This is a genomic window from Microcoleus sp. D2_18a_D3 (genome assembly GCF_036702455.1).
In the GTDB taxonomy this organism is placed as follows: domain Bacteria; phylum Cyanobacteriota; class Cyanobacteriia; order Cyanobacteriales; family Microcoleaceae; genus Microcoleus.
The window spans coordinates 1-24,768 of sequence record NZ_JAUBTK010000048.1 but is presented as its reverse complement, the minus strand read 5'-3'; the positions used below and the strand labels follow the sequence as shown (position 1 = coordinate 24,768).

At 44.0% G+C, this 24,768-nt stretch carries 21 protein-coding genes and 1 pseudogene; 11 read left to right on the top strand and 11 right to left on the bottom strand.

Features of this window, described 5'->3' with window-relative positions; translation table 11 throughout:
• Window positions 1-456 precede the first annotated feature (456 nt).
• The 3 genes and pseudogenes from QUB06_RS20870 to QUB06_RS20860 form a co-directional block, all read left to right on the top strand.
• Window positions 457-5,766 carry an ATP-binding sensor histidine kinase gene (locus tag QUB06_RS20870; protein WP_333436872.1) on the top strand — a complete coding sequence of 1,770 codons (5,310 nt, stop codon included), beginning with the start codon at window positions 457-459 and terminating at the stop codon, window positions 5,764-5,766.
• Window positions 5,767-5,936: 170 nt separating this feature from the next.
• Window positions 5,937-7,478, top strand: coding sequence for an ATP-binding protein (locus QUB06_RS20865; RefSeq protein WP_333436871.1), 1,542 nt, complete (start codon window positions 5,937-5,939; stop codon window positions 7,476-7,478).
• 631 nt (window positions 7,479-8,109) lie between these two features.
• Window positions 8,110-8,352 (top strand): annotated as a pseudogene (locus tag QUB06_RS20860) (hypothetical protein); the annotation flags it as partial.
• A gap of 10 nt (window positions 8,353-8,362) precedes the next feature.
• Here the strand turns inward: QUB06_RS20860 and QUB06_RS20855 are convergent.
• Complete coding sequence (locus QUB06_RS20855; RefSeq protein WP_333436870.1) at window positions 8,363-9,055, bottom strand: hypothetical protein; 693 nt, start codon at window positions 9,053-9,055, stop codon at window positions 8,363-8,365.
• Window positions 9,056-9,083: 28 nt separating this feature from the next.
• Window positions 9,084-10,478, bottom strand: a complete 1,395-nt coding sequence (locus tag QUB06_RS20850) for a sensor histidine kinase (protein ID WP_333436869.1) — start codon at window positions 10,476-10,478, stop codon at window positions 9,084-9,086.
• Between the two features lie 118 nt (window positions 10,479-10,596).
• On the opposite strand from QUB06_RS20850, the gene QUB06_RS20845 reads away from it, so the two are divergent.
• Together QUB06_RS20845 and QUB06_RS20840 are read left to right on the top strand one after the other, a co-directional pair.
• Window positions 10,597-10,764, top strand: a complete 168-nt coding sequence (locus QUB06_RS20845; protein ID WP_333436868.1) for a hypothetical protein — start codon at window positions 10,597-10,599, stop codon at window positions 10,762-10,764.
• A gap of 106 nt (window positions 10,765-10,870) precedes the next feature.
• Window positions 10,871-11,194, top strand: a complete 324-nt coding sequence (locus QUB06_RS20840) for a DUF3155 domain-containing protein (RefSeq protein WP_006635576.1) — start codon at window positions 10,871-10,873, stop codon at window positions 11,192-11,194.
• Between the two features lie 354 nt (window positions 11,195-11,548).
• On the opposite strand, the gene QUB06_RS20835 is transcribed toward QUB06_RS20840, so the two are convergent.
• Window positions 11,549-12,082, bottom strand: a complete 534-nt coding sequence (locus QUB06_RS20835) for a cofactor assembly of complex C subunit B (RefSeq protein WP_333139608.1) — start codon at window positions 12,080-12,082, stop codon at window positions 11,549-11,551.
• A gap of 320 nt (window positions 12,083-12,402) precedes the next feature.
• Window positions 12,403-12,795, bottom strand: coding sequence for a PadR family transcriptional regulator (locus tag QUB06_RS20830; protein WP_333436867.1), 393 nt, complete (start codon window positions 12,793-12,795; stop codon window positions 12,403-12,405).
• Between the two features lie 230 nt (window positions 12,796-13,025).
• On the opposite strand from QUB06_RS20830, the gene QUB06_RS20825 reads away from it, so the two are divergent.
• Window positions 13,026-13,160, top strand: a complete 135-nt coding sequence (locus QUB06_RS20825) for a hypothetical protein (RefSeq protein WP_333319966.1) — start codon at window positions 13,026-13,028, stop codon at window positions 13,158-13,160.
• Here QUB06_RS20825 and QUB06_RS20820 read toward each other — a convergent pair.
• On the bottom strand, window positions 13,140-13,343 hold the full coding sequence (locus tag QUB06_RS20820; protein ID WP_190657763.1) for a DUF751 family protein: 204 nt from the start codon (window positions 13,341-13,343) through the stop codon (window positions 13,140-13,142). The genes QUB06_RS20825 and QUB06_RS20820 overlap by 21 nt on opposite strands.
• 274 nt (window positions 13,344-13,617) lie before the next feature.
• Here QUB06_RS20820 and QUB06_RS20815 point away from each other — a divergent pair, with 274 nt between their 5' ends.
• The gene (locus QUB06_RS20815; protein ID WP_333436866.1) at window positions 13,618-14,493 is read left to right on the top strand and encodes a DNA adenine methylase; all 876 of its coding nucleotides are present in this window, start codon (window positions 13,618-13,620) and stop codon (window positions 14,491-14,493) included.
• A gap of 88 nt (window positions 14,494-14,581) precedes the next feature.
• On the opposite strand, the gene QUB06_RS20810 is transcribed toward QUB06_RS20815, so the two are convergent.
• Window positions 14,582-15,064, bottom strand: a complete 483-nt coding sequence (locus QUB06_RS20810; RefSeq protein WP_333139600.1) for a PD-(D/E)XK nuclease superfamily protein — start codon at window positions 15,062-15,064, stop codon at window positions 14,582-14,584.
• A gap of 27 nt (window positions 15,065-15,091) precedes the next feature.
• Window positions 15,092-16,027 carry a metallophosphoesterase gene (locus QUB06_RS20805; RefSeq protein WP_333436865.1) on the bottom strand — a complete coding sequence of 312 codons (936 nt, stop codon included), beginning with the start codon at window positions 16,025-16,027 and terminating at the stop codon, window positions 15,092-15,094.
• A 103-nt stretch (window positions 16,028-16,130) separates the two neighbouring features.
• Between QUB06_RS20805 and QUB06_RS20800 the strand changes: the two genes are divergently transcribed.
• From QUB06_RS20800 to QUB06_RS20790, 3 genes are all read left to right on the top strand, one after another.
• On the top strand, window positions 16,131-17,162 hold the full coding sequence (locus tag QUB06_RS20800) for a hypothetical protein (protein ID WP_333436864.1): 1,032 nt from the start codon (window positions 16,131-16,133) through the stop codon (window positions 17,160-17,162).
• Window positions 17,163-17,343: 181 nt separating this feature from the next.
• Complete coding sequence (locus tag QUB06_RS20795) at window positions 17,344-18,084, top strand: Uma2 family endonuclease (RefSeq protein ID WP_333436863.1); 741 nt, start codon at window positions 17,344-17,346, stop codon at window positions 18,082-18,084.
• Window positions 18,081-18,206: a hypothetical protein gene (locus tag QUB06_RS20790; RefSeq protein WP_333436862.1), complete on the top strand. Its 126-nt coding sequence runs from the start codon at window positions 18,081-18,083 to the stop codon at window positions 18,204-18,206. Before QUB06_RS20795 ends, QUB06_RS20790 begins: the two co-directional genes overlap by 4 nt.
• On the opposite strand, the gene mrdA is transcribed toward QUB06_RS20790, so the two are convergent.
• Window positions 18,203-20,017 (bottom strand): penicillin-binding protein 2, encoded by a 1,815-nt coding sequence (mrdA, locus tag QUB06_RS20785; protein WP_333436861.1) that lies wholly within the window; start codon window positions 20,015-20,017, stop codon window positions 18,203-18,205. The genes QUB06_RS20790 and mrdA overlap by 4 nt on opposite strands.
• Window positions 20,018-20,231: 214 nt before the next feature.
• Here mrdA and QUB06_RS20780 point away from each other — a divergent pair, with 214 nt between their 5' ends.
• Window positions 20,232-20,591, top strand: a complete 360-nt coding sequence (locus tag QUB06_RS20780; protein WP_333436860.1) for a phage holin family protein — start codon at window positions 20,232-20,234, stop codon at window positions 20,589-20,591.
• Between the two features lie 372 nt (window positions 20,592-20,963).
• Here QUB06_RS20780 and QUB06_RS20775 read toward each other — a convergent pair whose 3' ends face one another.
• The 3 genes from QUB06_RS20775 to QUB06_RS20765 all read right to left on the bottom strand — a co-directional run bounded on the left by QUB06_RS20775 (window position 20,964) and on the right by QUB06_RS20765 (window position 24,691).
• A complete protein-coding gene (locus QUB06_RS20775; protein WP_333436859.1) occupies window positions 20,964-21,641 on the bottom strand; it encodes an N-acetylmannosamine-6-phosphate 2-epimerase in 678 nt (225 codons plus the stop codon).
• A gap of 146 nt (window positions 21,642-21,787) precedes the next feature.
• Complete coding sequence (locus QUB06_RS20770; protein WP_333436858.1) at window positions 21,788-24,337, bottom strand: ATP-binding protein; 2,550 nt, start codon at window positions 24,335-24,337, stop codon at window positions 21,788-21,790.
• 39 nt (window positions 24,338-24,376) lie between these two features.
• Window positions 24,377-24,691 carry a zinc ribbon domain-containing protein gene (locus tag QUB06_RS20765; RefSeq protein ID WP_333436857.1) on the bottom strand — a complete coding sequence of 105 codons (315 nt, stop codon included), beginning with the start codon at window positions 24,689-24,691 and terminating at the stop codon, window positions 24,377-24,379.
• Window positions 24,692-24,768: the final 77 nt, after the last annotated feature.

Sequence of the window (24,768 nt, the reverse complement as noted above, 5' to 3'; positions counted from 1 at the left end):
AGGCATTCCGGTTTCACAGTCTTGCTGTAACAAGGCGTGGGAGTCATAATCAGCGATCGATTGACAGCTACATTTGACACAAATGTGGTTCTGTTTTCCTTTTTTCTTAGTGTTTTTACGGATATGGGTTAATTTGCACTCGCTTTCATTGTATGGTGATTCCCCCTATTTATACTCTAATTATGCAAGGCCCAAATCTCCTATGAAGACTAACGGCGATCGCACTTCACTCTGTTTTGCCGGATTTTGCAGGAAACTGTAGAGCGATCGGACTCCTGACCGGAATGTTTAGCCCTCTTATTTTTAAGAAATGTTAATAAAAAATAACTTTTCTTTTTACACTGAAGTTTTTCTTAAATTTTAGGATATTATTATGTATTAGAGGATACATTTACTTAATTAATTAACAATTGCTAAAAAATAATTGAGTATTAATACTGACAAGAGGATGTAAGAATGATTAACTTACCGGGCTACGACATTACCAACCAAATCCATGAAAGTAATAATTCTTTAGTTTACCGGGGACTGAGGAAGCAAGACAAAAAACCGGTAATTATCAAATTTCTCAAACAAGATTATCCGATGCCAGCTTCGTTAGTCAGATACAAGCAGGAATACGAAATCACACACAATCTTAACCTAGAAAGTGTCCCTCAAACCTACAGCTTAGAAAGATACCATAACAGTTTGGCTATCATTTTCGAGGATTGTGGTGGAGACTCATTAAAGCTCTGGTTGGCTTCTCACCAACTTACCTTAGAAGAGTTTTTATTAACAGCTATTAAAACAACCAGGGCTTTAGGTGAAATTCATCGACATAAAATTATTCATAAAGATATCAATCCCAGCAATATTATTATCAACTCAAGCACAGGGCGAGTTCAAATTATAGATTTTGGCATCTCTACTGTTTTAAAGCGCGAAAATCCTAGCCTGAAAAATCCTAATGTTTTAGAAGGCACTCTGAGCTATATATCGCCGGAACAAACAGGCAGAATGAACCGAGCGATAGACTACCGCACTGATTTTTACTCATTAGGAGTCACTTTTTACGAAATGCTAACGGGGCAATTGCCCTGGGATTACAGCGATGCAATGGAATTAATCCACTGTCACATTGCCAAACAGGCAGTACCGCCCCACCAAATCAATCTAGAAATTCCTAAAGCTGTTTCTAATATTGTGATGAAGCTATTAGCGAAAACCGCTGAAGCCAGATATCAAAGCCCTTGGGGAATTATCGCTGACTTAGAAGAATGCCTAGAACAATTAAAAACTACGGGAGGAATTGCAGATTTTGCCATCGCCCAAAAAGATATTACAGATAAGTTTCAAATACCTCAAAAACTCTACGGCAGAGAAACAGAAGTTGAAACCTTATTAGCAGCCTTTGAGCGAGTCAGCAGAGGCAGCACCGAAATGATGCTAGTATCCGGTTACTCTGGCATAGGAAAATCCGCCTTAGTACAAGAAGTTTATAAACCAATTACTAAAGCGAGAGGTTATTTTATTGCCGGGAAATTCGACCAATTTCAACGAAATATCCCTTACGCCGCAGTTGTCAAAGCCTTTCAATCATTAGTCAAGCAACTCTTAACAGAAAGCGAAAATCAACTCAATACCTGGAAAGAAAAAATATTAGCTGCTGTTGGCGCTAATAGTCAAATCATTGTCGATGTCATTCCTGAAGTAGAATTAATCATTGGCCAACAGCCTGCCGTACAAGAATTAGGCGCTACAGAAGCACAAAACCGCTTTAATTTAGTATTTCAAAAATTCATCCGCGTCTTTTGTTCAGTTGACTATCCCTTAGTCATCTTTCTCGACGATTTACAATGGGCTGATGCCGCTACATTGAAATTGCTACAAGTAATGCTCGCAGATGAGCAAACCAACTATCTATTTCTAATTGGTGCTTATCGAGACAACGAAGTTAACCCATCTCATCCTTTAATGATGACTTTGGACGAGCTGCAAAATGAAGGTGCAAGAATCGAGCGAATTACTTTAGCTCCCTTACACCTTCACCACATAGTTAACTTAATTACTGATACCGTGCGTAAAGACCAAAAATCAGCGCTCCCCCTCGCCGAGTTAGTGGTCAGTAAAACTCAAGGCAATCCTTTTTTTGTCAATCAGTTTCTCAAAACTCTCTATCAAGAAAACCTGCTGAAATTCAATTTTCATGAAAGAAACTGGGATTGGAATATTTCCGAAATTGAATCCGTAGGTATTACTGATAACGTCATTGAATTGATGATTGGGAAATTGAAAAGACTTCCCCAATCAACTCAGCAAGTTTTGCGTTTGGCTGCTTGCGTGGGTAATAGTTTTGACTTAAACACTCTTTCAATTATTAATGAAAAATCTTGGGGAGCCACGTTTCAAGAACTATTGCCAGCCATCCAAGAGGGATTAATCTTAACTACTTCTGAGTTAGGTGCTACCGAATCAGAAATAATTAACTCCGACTTGGTAATTACTACTTATAGATTTTTGCACGACCGCGTGCAGCAGTCAGGTTACGCTTTAATTGACTCAAAACTGCAAACAGCAATTCACCTACAAATTGGTCGTCTGTTACTGGCAAATATTTCTCCTGAGCGACGAGCCGAAAGAATTTTTGAAATTGCCGATCATTTAAATTCGGGTCGGAATTTAATCATTGATGAAGGCGAGAAAACTGAACTAGCTATTTTAAATTTAACAGCCGCTCGCAAAGCCAAAGATGCAACGGCTTATGCTGCTGCCAGAGATTACTTAAAATTCGGTCTAGAACTTTTACCGGGCGATATTTGGCAACAATCCTACGAACTAGCTTTTACCTTTCATAAGGAGCTAGCCGAAGCCGAATATTTAAACGGCAATTTTGAAGAATCAGAAGCTTTAATAGAAGTGGCCTTTGCCCAGGCTAAATCTGATCTAGAAAAAGCCGAAATTTACAACATTTTGATCGTGCAGTACACTCTGCTAAGTAAATATCAAGAAGCAATTCAATCTGGATTAAAAGCCCTTCAATTGCTGGGCATAGACTTGGCTGAAGATAATTTAAGCGAGGCGGTTAATGCGGAAATGGCGGCAGCTAAAGCCAACTTGGCTAACCAAGAAATTGCTGCATTAATTAATGCCGAAAAGATGAAAGATCCGGCTCAACAAATGGCTATGAAATTATTGGGTAACATGGGGCCGCTAACGTTCTTTTCATCTCAAGAACTGTGGAAGTTGACTGTGATTAAAGCGATTAACCTTTCTCTCAAGTACGGTTTTGTAGCGGGAGGGTCTTACTGCTATTCATGTTATGGAATTATCCTGAATTCAATTTTAGGGGATTACCAATCGGCTTATGAGTTTGGCAGACTCGCTCTGACACTGAGCGAAAATTCAAATAACTTGTCTCAAAACTGCCAAGATAGTGTGATTTTTGCCAATTACTTAAACTGCTGGGTGAGACCGCTCAAAACTACGGCGGAAATTAATAACGAAGGTTATAAAGTTGGCTTGCAATCGGGCAATTTGCAATGGACGGGTTATAACCGGATGTTTCAAACCATTACCTATTTCTTCCAGGGTATGAATTTGAATAACCTTTTGGAAGATATTGGCAAGTCGCTCCATTTCTGCTATCACACTAAAAATTTGTGGGCTATTGATATTATTATTGCTAATAAAATAGCCCTTTTAAATTTGATGGGCGAAGAGGATGAAGTTAGCGAACAACAGCATTTAGAAAATTTTCAGGGCCGTAAAAGCATGGCAGCGCTGTGCGAGTTTTATGTTTTAAAAGCGCAGACTTTATATCTTTACGAACAGTATAGTGAGGCGCTAGAAGCATCTGAACGCGCGGCAGAGCTGATCGATTATTTGATGGGTCATATTTCTAGTGCTCACCATTATTTTTACCGTTGTCTGATCTTAACGGCTCTGTATTCAGAGGTTTCTGAATCGGAGCGAACAGATTACTGGCAGCAATTAGAAGCTAATCAGAAACAAATCAAAGTTTGGGCGGACAACTGCTCGGAAAGTTTTGCACATAAGTTCTCGCTGGTGGCGGCAGAAATGGCGAGAATTTCAGGTCGAGATTTGGAGGCGATGGATTTGTACGATCGCGCGATAGCTGAGGCTAGAGAGTATGATTTTATTCAGAATGAAGCGCTGGCGGCGGAACTGGCTGCTAAGTTCTGGTTGGGGAAAGACAAAGAAGAATTTGCCCACATCTACTTGACTAAAGCCCACTATGGCTACCAATACTGGGGGGCTAAACGTAAAGTTGAGAGTTTGGAGGAAAAATATCCCCAATTAATAGTGAGAACATCAGGAAAGACAACTACTCAAACAAAGGTTAACCGCACAACGACGGCGACTACTAGCAGTAATTTGGGTGAGACGCTAGATTTAGCTACGGTGATGAAAGCTTCTCAAGCGATTTCGGGTGAAATAGTTTTGAGTAGGTTGCTGGAAAGATTGATGAAAATTGCGATCGAGAATGCGGGGGCGCAAAAAGGTTTTTTGATTTTAGAAAAAGCGGGAAACTGGGCGATTGAGGCGGAAGGTTCGGTGCAGGAGGATGAAGTTAGTGTGCTGCAATCGCTTCCTCTCAATCCAACAGCAGCTTCTGGGGGTACTCCTTTGCTTGCAAGTGCGATCGCCAATTATGTGATTCGCACTCAGGAAAATGTGGTGTTAAATAATGCGGCTCAAGAGGGACAATTTACCCGCGATCCTTATATTGCAGCCACTCAACCGAAGTCTATTCTTTGCACTCCTCTGCTGCACCAAGGTAAGCTGACAGGCATTCTTTATTTGGAAAATAACCTGACTGAAGGGGCTTTTACTACCGATCGCCTAGAATTGTTAAAACTGTTATCTGCCCAAATTGCTATTTCCATTGAGAATGCTCAACTTTACAAAAATTTACAGGAGTTTAATCAAAACTTAGAGCAATTAGTGAGCGATCGGACTCAACAATTATCTAACACCCTAGAGGCTTTAAAAGCCACCCAAACTCAGCTAGTCGAATCTGAAAAAATGGCATCTCTGGGAGGATTAGTTGCTGGTGTTGCCCATGAAATTAATACACCCATCGGAGTGGGTGTCACTGTTGCTTCAGCTTTGGCAGAAAATACCACAGAATTTGCATCTCTTTATAAAAGTGGCAAAATGAAGCGATCGGATTTAGAAGAATTTGTCGATATTGCTACCCAAAGCAGTAAGGCACTTCTAATTAACCTAGAGCGCGCGGCAGCCTTGATTCAAAGCTTTAAGCAAGTAGCAGTCGATCGCTCTAGCGAAGAACGGCGTACTTTCCAGATCAGACCTTATCTTGATGAAATTTTATTACAATTAAAACCAAAGTTGAAAAATAGCCCACATTCGCTTAAAATTAAGGGAGATAGCAAAATTGCTATAGATTCTTATCCAGGAGCCTTGTCCCAAGTTGTGACAAACTTGCTAATCAATTCTCTGATTCATGCCTACGAACCAGGGATTTCTGGGGAACTAATCTTTGCTTGGGAGCAAGAAGGCAATCGGCTAAGGTTTGAATACGCCGATGAAGGTAAAGGTATTCCCCCAGAAAACTTAAGTAAAATTTTTGAGCCATTCTTTACCACTAAGCGTGGTCAAGGTGGCAGTGGGTTAGGGTTACATATTGTTTACAATTTAGTCACCCAAAAACTAAAAGGTGAAATTGAATGTCTAAGTGAGGTGGGAAGAGGAACCAAGTTTATTATTAAATTACCGATGCAACTTGATTCACCAATGTAGAGTTACAATTCCGATTTCCTGGCCAAGATAACTAAGTAAGTCCACCTCATTAAAAGTAAAATAAGGATGACTGAAAAGGTTGCTGTCTAACTCTTCTCCCTTCTGCCTTTTGCTTAACAGGTTTTCTAACTTCAAACCTACACATTAGTAAAAAATAAAGGTGTACAGCAATGAAAAGTGATTTTGACGATTTCTTAACTCCACCATCTCCAGAAACAGTATACTTTGCCGAAGTAATGGACTCGGATGACGAGATATTGTTTGCAGATGAAACCACAGAAGAAAAAGTGAGGGAAAGCTGGAAAATTTTAGTTGTAGATGATGAGGCTCAAGTTCACACCGCTACCGAAATTTCACTAAGGAAGTTTGTCTTTGAAAATAAATCTTTAACCTTCATTAATGCTTACTCCGCTCGTGAAGCTAGACAGCTAATCCAAGAAAACCCTGATGTTGCCATCATCTTACTTGATGTAATTATGGAAACAGATGATGCTGGCTTAAACTTTGTTAAATATGTCCGAGAAGTTTTAGGCAATCATTTAGTGCGAATTATTTTACGCACGGGTCAACCCGGACAAGTACCTGAAAAAAGCATTATTATCAATTACGATATTAATGACTATAAAACTAAAACTGAATTAACGACATCAAAGCTATACACTACGATTCTAACAGCTTTGAGAAGTTTTTCTCTGAGTCAGAGTTTGCAGGCTGAAATAGAGCGACGCGAACAAGTAGAGAAAGCACTCCGTCTCAGTGAAGAAAAAGAGCACCAAAAATCTGTTGCCTTAGATCATTTTGTCAAAGAACTCCAAGAAACACAACTCCAGCTAGTTCAAAGTGAAAAAATGTCTAGTCTCGGTCAATTAGTTGCAGGTGTCGCTCATGAAATTAACAATCCGGTTAACTTTATTTACGGCAATCTCTCCCACGCCAACGACTATATTAAAGAACTCATTAATATGGTGAATCTTTACCAAAGGTATTACCCGCAACCCGAAGCAGAAATTATCCATGAAATAGAAGATGGAGAGTTGCCATTTATCATAGATGATTTACCAAAATTGCTTTCTTCCATGCAGTTAGGGATCGAACGCATTCGCAATATTGTTCACTCTCTACGCAATTTTTCTCGGTTGGATGAAACTGAAATTAAATCAGTAGATATCCACGAAGGCATTAATAGCACTTTGATGATCTTACAACACCGACTAAAGGCTAAGTCCGATCGCCCTGCTATTAATGTGATCAAAGACTATGGTGCATTGCCGCTGGTGAACTGTTATGCCGGTCAGCTCAATCAGGTGTTTATGAACCTTTTAGCGAATGCTATAGATGCTTTAGAAGAGCGGCTAAGTAGAGAAAGAGGAGATGGTGCAGTTTTTCACCCCCAGATTTTGATTCGGACTGAAGTTGTACCAGGCAATTCCCATGACAACATTAGCTCGGATTCCCGCATCCTGATAACAATTGCGGATAATGGTTTGGGCATGACAGAAACAGTTCGGGCTAAACTTTTCACTCCCTTTTTTACTACTAAACCCATAGGAAAAGGTACAGGCATGGGATTGTCAATTAGCCGAAAAATTCTAATAGAAAAGCACTGTGGTCAATTGGAGTGTATTTCTCAGCCAGAGCAGGGAACGCAGTTTATTATTGAGCTGCCGACTATCTGTAAATGCACTAAGATCGCCGCCCTAGCGAATGCCTAGAAAACTCATCGGGCTGAATTGATCGTATACCGTTTTTCAGTTGCCTGAGAATAGGGTAATTGCTAATTGGTAATTGCTCATTAATCAAAATTATGACTGAATTTTTCCCCGCAGCAAGTCCTCCCTTTCTGGGGTCGGGATAGCCACTGCGGCTTTAGCCACATTCTTCTAACTTAGAGCAGATTACAGGTTTATGAAGTAAACCCCTGAGGGCTCAATCCCCGTAGGGGAATGGCATTGCCGTGTCTAAAGCTGCACTTCATCAAGCTGGGATACGCTGTAATTGTATTGGTTTTCAATATATAGCCTTTCTCAGTAACATGAGGTGCTCACGCGGGCATAGGGCATAGGGCATAGGGCATAGGGCATAGGGCATAGGGCATAGGGCATAGGGCATAGGACATAGCCCCCATACCTCACAACGCTTGAGAACCGCTATATTTTTTAACAATATGTTCGCAGACGTTACCAACTGTGTCGTAAAAATACAGCATATTCCATATACAGCGTATTCCACGTTTATGAAGTGCACCGCGCTCTCACGGGGTTTCTTTACAGTTCTCGTATCATTACTGATTCTGTTGCTCGAAACCCGGTTTCTCGCGATCTACATCTACATGGAATATGCTGTATCACAATAGTTGAGGGCGAAAATACAAGGTTAAGACATTATTTAGCTCGTGTGAAACCAAAAAATATTTGTTATTCTCACTCAGGCAACTTGTTGCTAAGACATTCCCTTCGATTTTTAATTCACTATCTAAAATCTGCCGCTCTTTCAATTCCATATCAAAATCAAAGAAATTATTTGGCTCCTATGCGATCGCCCGCGTTGCTTAGTGATACCCTAATTGAGCAACGGCTTTTTTTGTAATATCATCTGCTCAACGTTCTTCCCTCAGATGCAAATGTCGCCCTATTTCTTGATGACATACGTGCCAAAAATACAGTGTTAAATTCAGAAGGGCTAATAATTTAGTGCCATCTTCTAACATCGCGTGTACTCCTAGACTTTGAGACTCCAAACGATCCTCAAAGCGTGAGATAGCAAACAAGAGGAATGCTGCGACTAATGGCAGGTAAGGAGTGGTTTTGATGTATCGCCAAAACTTAACTCCGTAAAGGAAAACAGCACTACCATAACATAAATTAATTAATTTGCTAGATATTCCCAATCGAGAAAGAATCAAAGTCATCCGAAACCTGTCATCCAGGAAAAAGACTCCGAGTAGTAAAGCACTAAAAAATAAGAAGATCGCCGATCGACTCCGCGGCTCTTTTTGGCGCACCACTCCGAAAGTAAATGCACAAATTGCGACTGGGATGCACCATAGGACTTCGGAAACTCCGGTGAGAATGCCTTCGTAAGGGAACCAGAAATTAAAAGGATCGCTAAACAGGCGTTCAACTCCGTCTCCCTGGTTGTAGAGTTTGGCGTATACGCTCAGCGCGCCCAAAATCAGAACAGTCAGAATGTTAAAAGCAGCTAAAAACGGTACACCCAAAAAGTTCTTCTTGAAAACTTTTAAAGAATTTGAAAACTTGGAATTTTTATCAAATAAAGGTAGAGGCTTCATAAAAAATGTCTCTAAGCAATAGAGTTCGTTACTTATTCACGGGTAGCCAAACCACAAAGGTAGTGCCGCGATTGGTTGGATATAAATGAGTTTCCGCCGAGGGCAGCCATTCAGGATTGACTGGGGAAAATACTTCTATTTCTCCTTGCATTTGGCGGACTAAATCGCGGGCGATCGCCAAACCCAATCCTGTGCCGGGAATTTCTGTCTGCGCTTTTTCTCCCCGGTAGTGCCGCTCAAATAAATGCTCTAAATCTTGGGGGGGAATGCCGGAACCTGTGTCGCTGACGGCAACTGCTATGGCAGGCAATTGGCTGTATCCTGCCCGATCGCCATCCGCTGCTTTGTACCTTACTTTAATATAAATTTGGCGGCCTGCAGGGGTATATTTCAAAGCATTGTCAATTAAATTGCTCAAAACTTCGCGCAAAGCTCGATCGTTCGCGGAGACTGGTGGCAAATCCGCCTCAATGTCGGCTACCAATTTCAGATGCCTTTCGGATGCGATCGCCTCGGCGGAAATTAACAGCGGTTTTAAGACTTCTGCCACAAAACAACAGGATTCCTGCAAATTGGCCGCAGGTGACAGCGACAGAGGAGAATGCCGGATTGATTCCACATTGGACATTGCTTTTTCTGAAGTGCCAGATCGCAGTTTTAGATGTGCTTCGCCGGTGTCAACAGTTCGATCGAACTGGCCGAGCAACTCTTGCAGCCGATCGCTCTCTCGGACAATACTAAAAGCCACATTGCGGTTTTTGTCTTCGGGTACCAGCCGCCGTGCTAACAGCTTGCCAAAAGTTCGCAACGCTGTCAGCGGACTTTTGAACTGATGCAGCAAATTGTGCATCGTGTCGTAAACCTGAGCCTGGATTTGCCGACTCGTACCCAATTCCTGCTGCATCCACTGCGATCGCTGGTCTAAAATGCAGGCTAGGGCTAAGGTGCGAGCAATTTGTTGTATCTGAGCCTCCTCTCGCTCGTTCCAAGGCCTGTCTTGCCTACCGCTGACTAGAAGTCCCATTACAGCTCCCTCGTGTATCAGAGGCGTCACAATTTGCATCCGCTGCTGCCACACATTCTCCGGGCCTTGGCACTGATGGGAAGTGCGCTCCTTTCCCGGAAGTCGATCGGGTGCGATCGCCTCTACCGTTGATTCTTCCACAGACCCAACAGGCGGCGCCAGCAGTCGCGGTACCTGTTTCACTGTCGAGCTTTCGGAAGATTGCAACCTCAACCCCTGATTTTCTTCCGATTCGGCTGAGGTTTCTGGGTAAACGGAGATCGGCACCAACTTTGCTTCGCTGCCTTCTACCAACTCTTGTGTCAGGTATACCGCGCTGAATTTCGCTCCCAAACTAACGGCGATGGCTACCTGCGAGCGGCAAAGTTTGACAAATTCTGAACTGGCTGGCATTAACATGAGCGCCACATCATTAAGATATCTAACGGAATTCTAAGTAAATTACAAATGATCGGCCACCGATTACTGATGAGAGACTTCTATATTTCAGATTTATTCCCTTTGATAGAAGACAGCTATGTTGAAGGCATGGGGCTTTCATGAACCAAAATTGCCCCGCATCGCCGTCGGCGCAGCTTCCACCGATCCCCAAGCTTGGCTTTTGGCGGAACTTGCGGCCAACCATACCACAACCGCTACACTTTTGTCGATCGGCACGAATGTTAAGATTATGTCGATATATTAAAAACAGTTGATTTTTTGAGCTAGAACGGATATACTGGCCTCGGATTTGGTAGCTATCATTACAACCTGTCTGCTCATACTGTCTGCTCACAGAGGAGGTAAAGAAATTGGCCAGGAGACGCAAACGCAAGAGTCGCCGCCGACAAGAAGGACGCAGAATTTTAGAGTGTGTGCCTCAATATAGCATCGAGAGTGGCGAAGATAAACCCGTAACAGCGGCTCGCAAGTTCATCCATGCAGAAGGCATTGCTCCCCCAGCTTTGCTGTTAGTCAAGCGTAACGAGCATACCACTGACAGATACTTCTGGGCTGAAAAAGGTTTATTTGGAGCCCAATACGTAGAAGAAAACCATTTCTTGTTTCCCAGCTTAAAGGTGATGTTGGAAGCTACCACAGAAAAAATTCCTGTGGTGTCAGCCAGCCGCGCATAGCTCAAAATGTTTAGCTCAAAACATTGACGGCAATGTTTTTCTAAGTCTTTTAACAAAAGCGCGAGAGTTCTCATTGTCTGGAGAGTGCCAACTGAAATTTCTGCGAAAAGTCCTTATGAATTAGGGTATAAGGAGCCATCGCAACAGGCTTGATCGCAGCCCAAGGGCGATCGCCACAATTGGCACTTTCACGATAATGGTTTTTTTTGATTGACTGTTTTGTCTATCGAACAAGTGGATCAAAAAAACAGCCACGGGTTTATCAACGAGAAAGCCGCTCTTGAGTTATGGGTTTGTCAGCTAGAAGTCTAACTACGGCATCTAGCATATCAAAAAACGTTCCGCGTCAAACTTTTAATCGATCGGTTTCAAATCTAAAGCTTTTTGCATGGCTGCTAGTTCATCCCGGTGAGCTCTGACAGTAACAAAGCTCTTGGTTGGGCTTCCCGACTCAGCAACTGATTCGAGTTTGAGCGAGACTTGCTCAGAGCGTCCAGCTTTTTTCCAATAAAATACCCCCGCCAGCGGGGACAGCAGTACCAAAGCTAGGAAAATTTGACCTTGTTGGGGAACTAGCATTCCCAAAACCAGTCCCAAGCACAGAGCGCCGCCTGCACTCAGCAGAGTTAGAAAAATAGCTAGAAACCAACTCGGCCTGACAAAACCCTCAAACGTGACTTTATAGTTGGGGGCATCGACGGCTGCAACTCGGTAAGCTCTCTGGGCAAAATACTGTTGTAAGTCGGTTAACAGTGACTCTTGGGCGCTCTCGGAAGCCAGCTTGACTTGTTCGATTCGATCTTTGACTGAAGCCTTGATGAAGAAAAACAAGCCAACAGCCAGCAGTAGCGTCAGCACAAAGGTAGAAGGAAGAACAGCAGTATCCATCGGTAGAAGTTTGTGTAATTGAAATTATCTACTATTACTTTACAGAACTTTACATAAAAAAGCGATCGAGGACTTACGCAGACACTTTTTTACCAAAATTCGCAGAAAGCTTCTTCTGCAAGGCGTTTTGCTCTCCATCACCCAATTCCCCTATCTCCCCATCATCCCTAATTCTCAAGTGACCGTGCGTAAGTCCTGACGTTGTGTAGCTGCTTTAATCGGTGTGCGGCGGGCGATCGAGCAAAGCGAAGGCAATCAGGCAAATCGCTTTGCAAGTAGCGCCAGCATCTCCAGGGTTTAGGCATCCGATTCAAACTCGGTTAACCCGTCTGACCAGTTTCTAAGGCGCGGGAACGACGCTCTGACGCGCCGTTTCCCTGACCAATGTACTCGTGCCACAGACGAGCGAGGTCTTGAGCTTGGTGCCGCCACTCAGGGAGGATTTGATACATCCGGCGGGGGCGGCCTCGTCCTTCTACTTTTTTCCAGTAACCGGTAATTACACTTTCATCTTCGAGGAATTTCAAAGCGCTGTAGAGAACGGTATCAGAAAGTCGGTAGATGGGGAATTCCCTCTCTAGTTGGCCAATCAGTTCTGTACCGTAGGAATCTCCGCGCAATAACACGGAAAGAATGTAACACACCGCTAGTTCCTTGTTTAGATAAACAGGAGGGGGGTCTTGAAAAAATTGATAGATATGTTCAAACTTCATCTGTCTTGTCCGCTGGAAACTCTCGTGATACCGTCAGGTTAACGGGAGAGGAAAGCGGGGCGGGGTGTGCCGCTTCCTAATGATTAAGTGGGACACCGGGGAAACAGAGGTGCAGTATTTCCCCAGTGAATGTTGATAGCCCCAAACGCTTGTCCTGCACTTCGGTAATGTTTGCCTGCGGCTTGGTTGAGCAGCGCGGGCGTAACTAGCGCAATTTTTTTCCTCTTCCAATGTATCGCAGCGACTATTGTCAAGTGTGCGATCGCCTGCAAGAGTTGGCAGTTACTTTGGGAGTTAGTGTGTTAACTGAATTTGCAGTTGATGTTTGCGTTCAAGCGCAGGCTTTAAACCGAACTCAGGCCTAACATAGCCCGCAGTGTAAAAGTTAGAAAGACAAAAGTCGCTACAATCGAACTAATCAGGGCGATCGCAGTTGCCGGTCGATCGAGCAGGGGTTTGAGTCGCTCGAACAGGAAAAAGAAAATTCCCAGGCATATCGTAATGAAAAAGCGCGGGTAGCGAGAGACGTTATTAATAAAATCTTGCATGAGCTTGGTGGGGTAAAGTGTCACAGCACAATCTTTGACTGGTAACACTTGTGAGCGAGTTAGACAATTTTGGCACAGCCGGAGCTAAATCTGCCGATCGGGCGATCGGGCATTTTTGCCGGCGAGGCTGACATATATAATTCTAACGAAAACTTTTCGCCGATCGCTCCTGCACTCTCTGTTTAATGCCACGCGACCTCCGGTAACAACTTCAGAAGTATGTCTATTGAGTTGTAGTTGTGATAAATATTATAGGGCCGTTATTTCTAGATAAATGTCTGCTTCCGCACCTTCTTTCGTCTTGCCACGTCCCTTTCTGAAATGGGCAGGAGGCAAAACTCGGTTGATTGGACAATATCAACCTTATTTTCCTGAAAAGTTCACCACTTACTACGAGCCTTTTTTGGGGGGCGGAGCTGTATTTTTTTACTTAGCACAGCAGCACCCTGGTTTGCAAGCTGTTTTAACAGATATTAATCCTGAGTTGATTAATGCTTATCGCTGTGTCAGGGATAAAGTTGAGGAGCTGATTCTACTTTTAGAGGAGCATCACTTAGAACATACCAAGGCCAATAAAGATTATTATTACTGGGTGCGATCGCGCTCCTACAAAACAGATACAGAAAAAGCAGCACGCCTGATTTACCTAAATAAAACTTGTTACAACGGCCTCTACAGAGAAAACTCAAAAGGTGAATTTAATGTTCCCATAGGTCGATACAAAAATCCTAACATTTGTCAAGCAGATTTACTGCGATCGGTCTCATCTTTACTCGCGCCCGCTCAAATTGAAGTCAGAAAATTCGATGAAATTTTGGATTTTGCTACAAGCAGCGAAGACTTTGTTTATTTTGACCCGCCTTATTATCCAATCAGTGCGACCAGTAACTTCACGACTTACAGCCGGGATAATTTCAAAGAATCGGAACAGCTTAAACTGAGAGATATTTTTGCCCAACTAGCAGAACGGGGCGTGAAAGTTATGCTGTCTAATTCAAACTGCGATTTTATCGAAAAAATCTACAGCGATCCTCAACTTTTCCCAAATAAATCTCTGCCAAAACTCATTGAAATATCAGCATCTAGGGGAATTAATTCTAATAGTTTTAAGCGCGGAAAAATCAAAGAATTATTAATACGTTCATTTTAAATCTTACTTAAGCAAAGTCTCTAATTAAGCATATTTTGTAGGAGCAATACGTGGTTGCCCCACACGAGGCAAAGTTCCGTAAGTCCTGTTACAGATATTTGTTAGCCCAGGTAATGAAACCTTCGAGCTTGTGAACTGCCAACAGATTTTGATTGTCAGGAATTTGTTTTTTAAACCAGTCGATCGAACCTTGTCTCATACCATCACCGCCCACTATAACAATAGTTGGCACCCGATAACAATTTTTAATATTTAAATTTAGGTAAGGATACTTCTCGTCTACTGAACCTTTGTCTTCTTGCCACTTGCACTCAACAATTAGACCCAGAGGAAACAAACCGCAACCAACAATATAAAAATCGACATTTATTTCAGTTTCATAAATGCTAGACCCGATATAAACCTGTTTAGCATATCGCTTGGGATTTTCAGTAGAGATTAAGAGCCAATCTCGCTTGCGCTTTTTCGGCAACTGGGGACATATTTCGAGATATCCGTGGCCTCTCAACGTACCTTCTACAGTTGTTTCTAAAACAAAACCCGTTTTATTGGCTCTAAAACCCCTATTCATTTTGTTGCCTCCTGAATATAATTTGAATTAAGCCGATCGCACTTGAATCACCCCTCGGTCGAAAACCCGTTTGTCAGTACCGATAGAACTGACAAAAATCCGGTCTTCATAGACATCAAACGTCGCAAAACTCAGCCGGCTAGCAGAATACTCCGTCCACTCAGAACGACTCACCGGACGAGTGCCCGCGCCAGCACCGCAAATTAAATAAGTCGTACCGTTAATCGAGCGAGTGCGTTCGTAACTGTGCTCGTGTCCGTTGATATAAAGCTGCACGCCGTACTTTTGAAACAAAGGTGTCAAAGTCTTAATAAGAGATTGATCCGATCCGTACACGCCAGAGGAATAAATCGGGTGGTGGCCGAACACAACTTTCCAAGGTGCGGTGCTCTGACTCAACTCTTTTTCCAGCCAAACAAGCTGATTGTTCCAATCCGCATTGTGATTGGTATCTAAAGCAAAAAACTGTACTGGATCTCGCCGAAAAGTATAGTAGCGACCTTGCATATTAAAACCCGCATATTTAACTTGCGGATCGCCGTTAGCAGTGCGGATATCGTGATTTCCCAGACAAGCATAAAATTTTACACCTTGCTGTAATAAGGGCTGATAAGGTCGCTCGAAAACAGCATTAATTTTTTCAATTTCGCCGTTATTGTAGATATTGTCGCCGGCGAGAACAGTAACATTAAAAGGGTTTTCCCGGTGATATTGCGCCATCGCCTCAGCGACAGCATACTGACCTTCTGCGCCGGTACCGGTGTCGGCTACCGAAATAAAGCGTAAAATAGGCGGTGAGGCCGGCAAAGCGACGATCGTCCTTTCTGCCTCAACGTTAGAAGGCGCAGCAGCGTTGGCGTCTGTACCCCAGGCACTCCGAAGCTGAAACATTTTCCAGACTCCGGCCAAACCTAAGCTGCTGAGACTGCCTAAAATTAGAAAGTGACGGCGTTTGATGCTCATTTTGATTCAGTTACAACTAATGAAATGATAAATTAAGGTTGAGATGGCTCAACTAAAAATTTATCGCTTTTAGATATATTTGCAACGCCCCAAGGCAGAGAAAATGTCAGAAGAACAACTAAACCAGTCAACTCCAGAACCCTCTCAATCTCCGACACCGGAGGTTGATTCGGCCGCCAAGTCTGCCCCCACTGGCAGCAAAACTCAAAATGCCAGCAGCGCGGTTCCCAAAAATCAGAGAATCAAAACTTTGATGGCATCGATTGGGAACTTGGGAAAAAAAGGCCAAAAATTACCAGCCGAACCCCCCTTGCAGCAAGTAAAGCCGATCGCGCCCACCGCTTCTGACTCAGCAACAGTAACTCCTGCGGCTGTTGCTGCGGAAGTTAACAGCGTGCCACCAAAAGTTGCTGTAAAAGTTGATAAAAAGCCTGTATCCCAACGCAGGGAAGGGAGCTTTTTACAGAACGTCGGTGTACTTTGGCAAAGTATTGTGCGGCTAGTGCGATCGCTACTGCCACCATCTACGAACCAGAAGCTGTCCGATCCAATTTTAAACGCCGCCATAGCAGCAATTCTAATCGTTGCAGTCGGTTTAACTCTCAACAGTTTCTCCCCAAAACCGCCGGAGAAAGTAGCAAAAGTGCCTTTGCCAGCAGCGCAGCAGTCGCCGCAAACTTTTGATGATTTTCTGGCATCGGGAACGCCGAAATCCCCAGAGGCGATCGTACCATCTGAGCCAATCTCTGCTAACTTCAAAAGCAAGTTGCCCGATTTAGTGGCGCCGGAAAAACCGCAACCAGTAGAAATTATCCCACCGCCACCGCTGACGCCCGAACAATCTCTAATTGCTGCGATTCAAAATCAAGTTACTGACATTAAGAATCGACTGGGTGGTAGTTTAGTTGAGTCTGTTCAAGCTAATTTTGCCAGCAGCATTTTGACAGTAAAAGTCGCTGAAGATTGGTACAAACTCAGCGAAATTGAGCAAAATCAACTAGCAACGAAGATGTGGAAGGAGGCTAACTCACTCGATTTCAGCAAGCTAGAAATTGCGAATATGGAAGGCAAGTTAATAGCTAGAAGTCCCGTTGTTGGTTCGGAAATGATTATTTTAGACAGAGGGATTAATTAGAATTTAAATAGTCTGTATCTGTACACCATCTGACCAGCCTTACAGTCCAGGACGCAGCACCTAATTATGTAGGTGTGCAGTGCAGACCTTACCGCTGCTGATTTTTTTTAGGATATTGAACTTTTCTCAAATTCGACAGAATGCTACCATTAAATTAATTAACTTTGAGGAAAATTGAAAAATGACAATTTTAACTCAAGTCGAACAAGTAGAAATTGAATATCCCAGCAGCGACGGAGAGCCGATGGCTGAAAGCGACATCACGCGCGATTACATGACTTACAGCGTAGAAGCTGTCAAGCTTTATTTTCAAGAACGTTCTGATGTTTACGTGTCAGCTAATTCTTTCATTTATTATGAACAAGGGAACAACCAAGCGGTTGTTGCTCCGGATATTTATGTGGTGTTTGGAGTGACCAACCGCAAAAGGGATAATTATAAAGTTTGGGAAGAAGGGGGAATTACTCCCGATTTTGTGTTAGAAATTACTTCGGAAACAACTCAGACGAAAGACCAAGAAACTAAACCGGAAATTTATCGGGCTTTGGGAGTTAGGGAATATTTTCAGTACGATCCGTCGGGAGATTACCTAAATCCGATTTTACAGGGAGTACGTCTAATAAACAATCAGTATGAGCCGATTGCAGCCAACAATATCGCTTTCGATACGCTGTGGTTGTTCAGTGAAGTGCTGGGACTGGAATTGCATCTAATTTCAGGAGAATTGAGGTTTAGAGTTCCTGAAACGGGTGAGTTTTTGAAGACTCACAAGGAAGAAAACCTGGGACGACTGGCCGCGGAGTCAACATTGCGCCAGCTAGTAACTCAACTCTTAAATTCTGGAAGGAGTCTGGAACAGGTAGCGCAAATGATGAATTTATCGACCCTGGAAGTGAGACGATTGGTAGGGGAAAACTTTTGAGCGATCGCACTTTTCCCAGATATCTGGGAAAAGTGCGATCGAAGTATTGGACAAAATGTCAACAGTCAGCAGTCAACAGTCAGCAGTCAACAGTCAACAGTCAACTATTAACTCATGACTAGAAAGGCTTATTAGTAGGTTTAAAACCCTGCTTTTGAAAATAGGTTCGGAATACCTCTTGAGCAATTGGTGCCGCCGATACAGAACCAAATCCGCCGCCTTCAACTATAACTGCGATCGCAACTTCCGGTTTGTCAGCAGGAGCAAAACCCACATACATAGAATTGTCAGGATGACCGGGCATTTCCACCGTTCCTGTTTTGCCCGCACTTAAAGGAATAGTACCATCATTCAGGCGTTTGCCAGTACCTTTTTTTACCACGTCAATCAATCCCTGGCGAACTACATTCAAAGTTGCAGGCTTAATACCTGTGGGAACTTTTTTGGTAATAGGAGTGTTGGTTTGAGAAGCCAATAAATGCGGCTGAACTCGATAACCGCCATTAGCAACAGTTGACACCATCACAGCCAATTCTAAGGGAGTACAAAGTACCAAACCTTGACCGATCGACATTGTTACCGTATCGCCAACATACCAATCTTCCCCATACATTTTCTGTTTCTCTGCGGGTATCGGAACTTGACCGTGATTGGCGGATTCTAACCCCAAAAGCTCTAAATTAATAGTACCGCCAATGCCCATTTTTTTAGCTGCTTTAGCCATTTCTTCGGGGCCGGCAGCCATGCCTACTTGATAGAAAAACGTATTGCTGCTGTAGGCTAAAGCATCGCGGAAACCGATAACACCGTAACCGCCGCTGTGTTCGTTAAAAGAAATTCCGCCGATGTTAATTGAAGAAGAAGTGCCCAAAGTCGAGTCAGGAGAAAACTTGCCCGACTCCATCCCCGCTATAGCAGTGACAATTTTAAAAGTGCTACCGACTGGATAACCTTGAACGGCTCGATTTAAAAACGGTTTTTCTGGCCCTTGCAGCCGATCCCATTCTGTTTGAGTCACCTTGCGGGTGAAAATATTGGGGTCAAATGTCGGCCAACTAGCCATTGTTAAAAGAGCTCCGGTTTTTACGTCGATCGCCACAACTGCACCCAGGCGATCGCCCAAAGCTTTTTCCGCAGTTTTCTGCATATCTAAATCTAAAGTTAGCTGCACCGGTTTGCCGGGAATAGGGTCTTTTACACCTAAATCTTGGATTTCCTCGCCCTTAGCATTCACCTCGATTAAACGGTTTCCCCAAACGCCCTCTAAAGTTGAATTGGCTAATTTTTCAACTCCCATTTGACCGACGAGCATCCCCATCGGATATGCAGGATTAGCTTTTAATTGCTCTAAACTAGCTTCGCCGACGTATCCCAAAAGGTGAGCTGCTAATTGCTGGTGGGGATTGTCACGGCTCGATTCTACGCGAATTTCAACTCCCCGCAAAGTATTAGCTTGTTCTCCCAACGCGACGAAAGTACCGACATCGATATCTTTACTAATTCGCACTGGCAGGGCTGATCTGTAGCCAGCTCCATCGATTTTTTTGATAATTTCGGCCGCGGGGACTTTGACGATCGGGCCCAGTGTAGCGGCGATCTCTTGCCACTCCTTGGCCGATCGCTCTTTTGGCCACACATAGACCGATCGAGATACGCGGCTGGCCGCAAAAATTTTGCCGTTGCGGTCTAAAATTTGACCCCGAGTAGCTGGGACTGAAACAGGGCGAATGCGGTTATTTTCCGCCCGCTGTCGGTTGTAGGCTCCCTGTATCAGTTGCAATTCGGCTAGACGAAATATTGGTAGCGCCATCAAGGTAGTGACGATCAGCATAAAAATCATAACTTGGAGCGATCGGCTGCGTTGCCGTGAAGCATTGTCCAAGCCATTTTTGTCGAATCGGATTTTAGAGTTAAAAGAAAAATCGCCAGCCATATTAATTAATCTGCTCTTTTTATTCAACTAACAGGTTGATACGGTTCCCATCCGGATTATTTTGCCGATGATACACCGATTATAACTTCTCACTCTTTAGTGACAGACATAAATTCGGCCCGTTGGTAGACGAATCAGCCGGATTGCTTGATTAAGGTAGATATTAAATATCAGGTTTTTTTGACAATTCAACTGTTAAGGAGGTACGAGCGCTGTGGAACCGATCGATTTTTTGATTGCTTGGCTGGTGACGGGCAGCAGCTTGCTGCTAATTTCTCAACTGCCGATCGGCGTACAAATTGACAGCACACCGAAAGCAGTAATTTCCGCTGCGGTTTTGGGAATGTTGAATGTTTTAATTTTGCCAATTCTGAAAGCAGTTTTTTTCGTGCCGAACCTACTGACGCTGGGGTTGCTTTCCGGCGTGTTTGCTTTTGTAATGAACGTGATTGTTTTTGCCTCGGCTGCGAAGTTAGTTGAAGGATTTAGTTTGCGGATGGGCCTTTGGAGCGCGGTACTGGGGGCGATCGCCTTGGCTGTAGTTAGCAGCTTTATCAACGGCGCACTGATTTAGCAACTTCCCCTGATAAAGGGCGATGGAAATCGCCCGATATTTCCCATCCTTAGCTGGCGCGTTTCGTGTGCTTACAAGCGATTGAAATCGCCGAATATTTCTTCTCCCTTCTTCCTTCTATCCGTTACATCCGTTACATCCGTTAAACAATCCGTTACATCCGTTACATCCGTTACATCCGTTAAAAAATCCGTTGCCGAACTGCCTTCTATCCGTTACATCCGTTAAAAAATCCGTTGCCGAACTGCCTTCTATCCGTTACATCCGTTACATCCGTTGCCGAACTGCCTTCTATCCGTTACATCCGTTAAAAAATCCGTTGCCGAACTGCCTTCTATCCGTTACATCCGTTATAACAATCCGTTGCCGAACTTACTTCCCCATCAGCGACTTATAGGCTGTCACCTTAATATCAATCCCAGTAATATCTGTCCCCACAACAACAGCCACCGCTCCTAAATCCAAGGCTTTTTTAGCCATTTCCGGCCCAGCGATCCCGCCTTCGCAGATAACGGGAACCTTAAGCTTTTCTACCATTTCCGCAAGCAAATCAAATCCGGGCGGCGAGAAATTTTTCGTCTGAGCAGTGTAGCCAAAAAGAGTAGTTGCTACAGTATCTGCACCAGCTTCGGCTGCCGCGATCGCAGCTTCTATTGTATCTACATCCGCCATCACTAATTTGCCCAATTCGCTGTGAATGCGCGCGATTAATGTCTTTAAGTCTTCGCCGCCAGCAGGACGGTTTCTCAAAGTAGCGTCAACGGCGATAATATCGGCTCCAGAATCGGCGATCGCCCGCGCGTCTTCAAACCGAGGAGTAATGTAAATCTCGCATCCCGGCAATTCCTGCTTCCAAATCCCAATTATGGGAGCGGATATCTGTTTTCGCACCGCTGCAATGTGAGCCGGAGTGTCAATCCGCACGCCCGATGCACCTCGATTGATGGCGGCTTGAGCCATTGCCGCAATTACGATCGGATCGTGCAGCGGCGAATCAGCAGGTGCTTGACAAGAAACAATTAATCCTGTAGGAATTTGACAATTAATCATAGCGAATTGGGGATGGGGAATTGGTAATTGGGAATTACAAATTATACCAGTTCAAAAAAAAGTATGTAACTGTAGACCAGATCCCAACCCATATCCAATGAGTCATTCCAAAATCTAAAATCTAAAATCTAAAATCTAAAATTGTATTACCCATTACCAGTACCGGCCATTAAAGAAATAATTTTGTCAAGCAATTGCTCAGGATGAATCGGTTTAGTCAAACAATCGTTAGCTCCCGCCGTCACGAAAGATATCTGAGCTGGCGGAATTTCATTAGCGCTTAAAGCCAGAATTTTGATATTTTCAGTAGCGGGTTTTTGGCGCAGTTGGTGAATTATTTCGCAGCCATTCATACCGGGCAAACGCATAGCGACGATCACAGCATTGGGCTGCAAAAGTTCAATTTGTTCCACCGCCGCCGAACCTTCAATCATCCACACCACTTGCATTCCTGCGACTGTCAGGATATCGCAAATCAGCATGGCAGTTTCTTCATCTTCTTCGACGAGCACGAGGCTGCCCCGCAAGGAGGAAGAATGCAGCGGTAAAGATGAATTAGATTTTTCATAGGTGAATTTGGTGGATTCATCTTTGGTTATACTTTGGATGGGTATAAAAACGGTAAAAGTAGAGCCGACATCAACTTTAGAGTTGACTTCGATCGCACCGCCGTGAAGCTCTACTAACTGTTTAGTTAAAGCCAATCCTAGACCGGTGCCGCCGTATTCGCGGCGGTAGGGGGAATCCAACTGCTGGAATTTTTGAAACAACAGCGATCGCTGATTTTCGGGAATTCCAATGCCGGTATCTTTGATTTGAAAAACAGCGGTACTGCCAGCAGGTGCAGTACCGGGCTGCCGCACTGCAGGCGTTCGATTTTTATCTTCTGTCACCCAAACTCGCAGGATGACTTGCCCACCTTCGGGAGTAAATTTAATCGCATTTCCTAAAAGATTGAAGAGAATTTGTCTCAAGCGGCGCGGGTCAGCGATGAAGCGATCGCACTCTTGTTTTATCCGCTGTTCTTGCAGCAGTTCCACGCCTTTAGCCACAGCTTTTTCTTTGAGGGCGTGCAGGCTCTGAGAAGCTAATTTAGAAAGTGAAAATTCACTAATTTTTAATACTGCTTTTCCAGCTTCTACTTGCGATAAATCTAAAATATCGTTGATTAATTCTAATAAGTGGTCGCCGCTGTCTCGGATAGTTTGCAGGTACTGCCGCTGCTTTTCCACTGGAACTTCTTTACTGCCAACTTTGCCGTAAGACCACCGCAGCAGCGTGTCGGAAATGCCGATGACGCAAGTGAGAGGAGTCCGCAATTCGTGGCTCATAGCTGCCAAAAATTCGCTCTTGGCGAGGCTGGCAGACTGGGCGGCAACCAGTGCATCGCGCAGTTCTCGCGTGCGCTCTATTACGCGCTGTTCTGAGGTGCGCTTTTGCTGCTGGACTTGTGCATAAAGTTCGGCTTGGTAAATGGCGATCGCCAAATGTTCTGCTATTTGTCGCAAAAATGTTTTTTTGCTTTCTTCCCAATCGCGAAAAGTACACTGGTGGGCAATTAGCAGCCCCCACAAGTCGTCTTGAACTACGATCGGCACTAGCAACTTGGCCCGCACCTTCGCCCGCCGCATCAACTCTAAAAAACAAGGCTGCGAAGAGTAAGTTGTTTCCACATCCGCGACGCACAAAGCCAAACCTTTGTGATATTTCTCTCGGTCAATGACTCCCTGGGTAAAACACTGCGCGTCTTCACTAAAATTTAGTACAGACGAGATAGCATCGTTGGCTAAAGCTTCGTAGGTAACGCGACCTAAATACAAGTAAGACCCGGATTTTTCTGGGATTTCGCCAGACCCCGAAACCGCCGCAGGTATTTCTTTAGCTAACTCGCCCTTGTGCGGCGCTGGCACTTTTTCAAATTGATAAATTAACAGGCGATCGACCTCCAAAAACTCTCGCACTTGCTCGACTGCTTTTGACAAAATTACAGGCAATTCTAAACTCTGGCGGATTTGAGTTGTCACCTGATTCAAAAGTCGCTCTTGTTCGAGCTGCTGCTGCAAAGCATCTTCCACTGGCTGACAAAATGAAATGCAGGGAGTGGCAATTTGTAATTGATTGACTGCTTCGGCAATCTGGCTCTGTAGCGTTTCTGGATCTATAACTTTGGGCGCCGATTTTCCCTCTATTTCTGTTTGGCTGTGTAGGGGCAGGCGATTATTTGGGCTGGCATGGGCAGCGAGAATATCCAGCAAATTTAGGGTGAATTCGCTTTGAAGAACGGCCGAGTTGGGCTGTATATTTTTAATTGCTTGTTTGAGGGCGGGAATGTCAATTTGCCACGAGGGTGCGGCCGTTATTTCTGCGAGTTTGTCTGCGAGGGGAGACAGGAAATTGGCGATCGCCCCGGGGTCGAAAGTCAACTGCACATTCAATTGCGAATCGAGATTTTTTTGGCTGTGCTTGTGTCCGTTGGTTGCGAACTCATCTAATAGATTGCCCTGCAGCAGCGCGCTAAAATGCTCTGATACCACTGCTGCAAACCTTTCCGACGAATTTTCCAGATTTTGAGAATCAGCGATCGCATCGTCGGTGAGCCAAATCGCCCCTGGGATTTCAGCCATTTGCTGTAACAACTGGTAAGCAGCCTCAAAGCTTGCTAGCGGCAAAGTCCGATTTAAGGTTTTTGGTTTCAATCTAGATATTTTCCCGGTTGTTGTGAACTAACCTGACGGTCAACGGAGTACCGTTAGACCGCAGGCTTCTTTTTCCTTTTTTGCAAAGGCTTTTTTGAGTGACGGAGTTCCCCCGCCACTTTCGTAACTCAAACCAATCTTCCTTATAAGTTTAGCTGAATTCTCATCTCGATCTAAAGATTCCCCACATTGACAGGAATGCCACCGCTCCGATAATTCTTTTGGGACTTTATTGAGGCAGTTCCAGCAATGCTGGGAAGTTCCTTTCGGGTCAACAAACAAAACACTTTTACCTAATTTCCAAGCGACATATTTCAGAACGTTGCCGAATTGCCCGTGAGCAGCATCAAGCATAGGTAAGGATTCAGGTCTGAGAGTGGGGAATTAAAGAAGGCATAAATAAGTCACAAGAATGGGCAGATATAGCATCA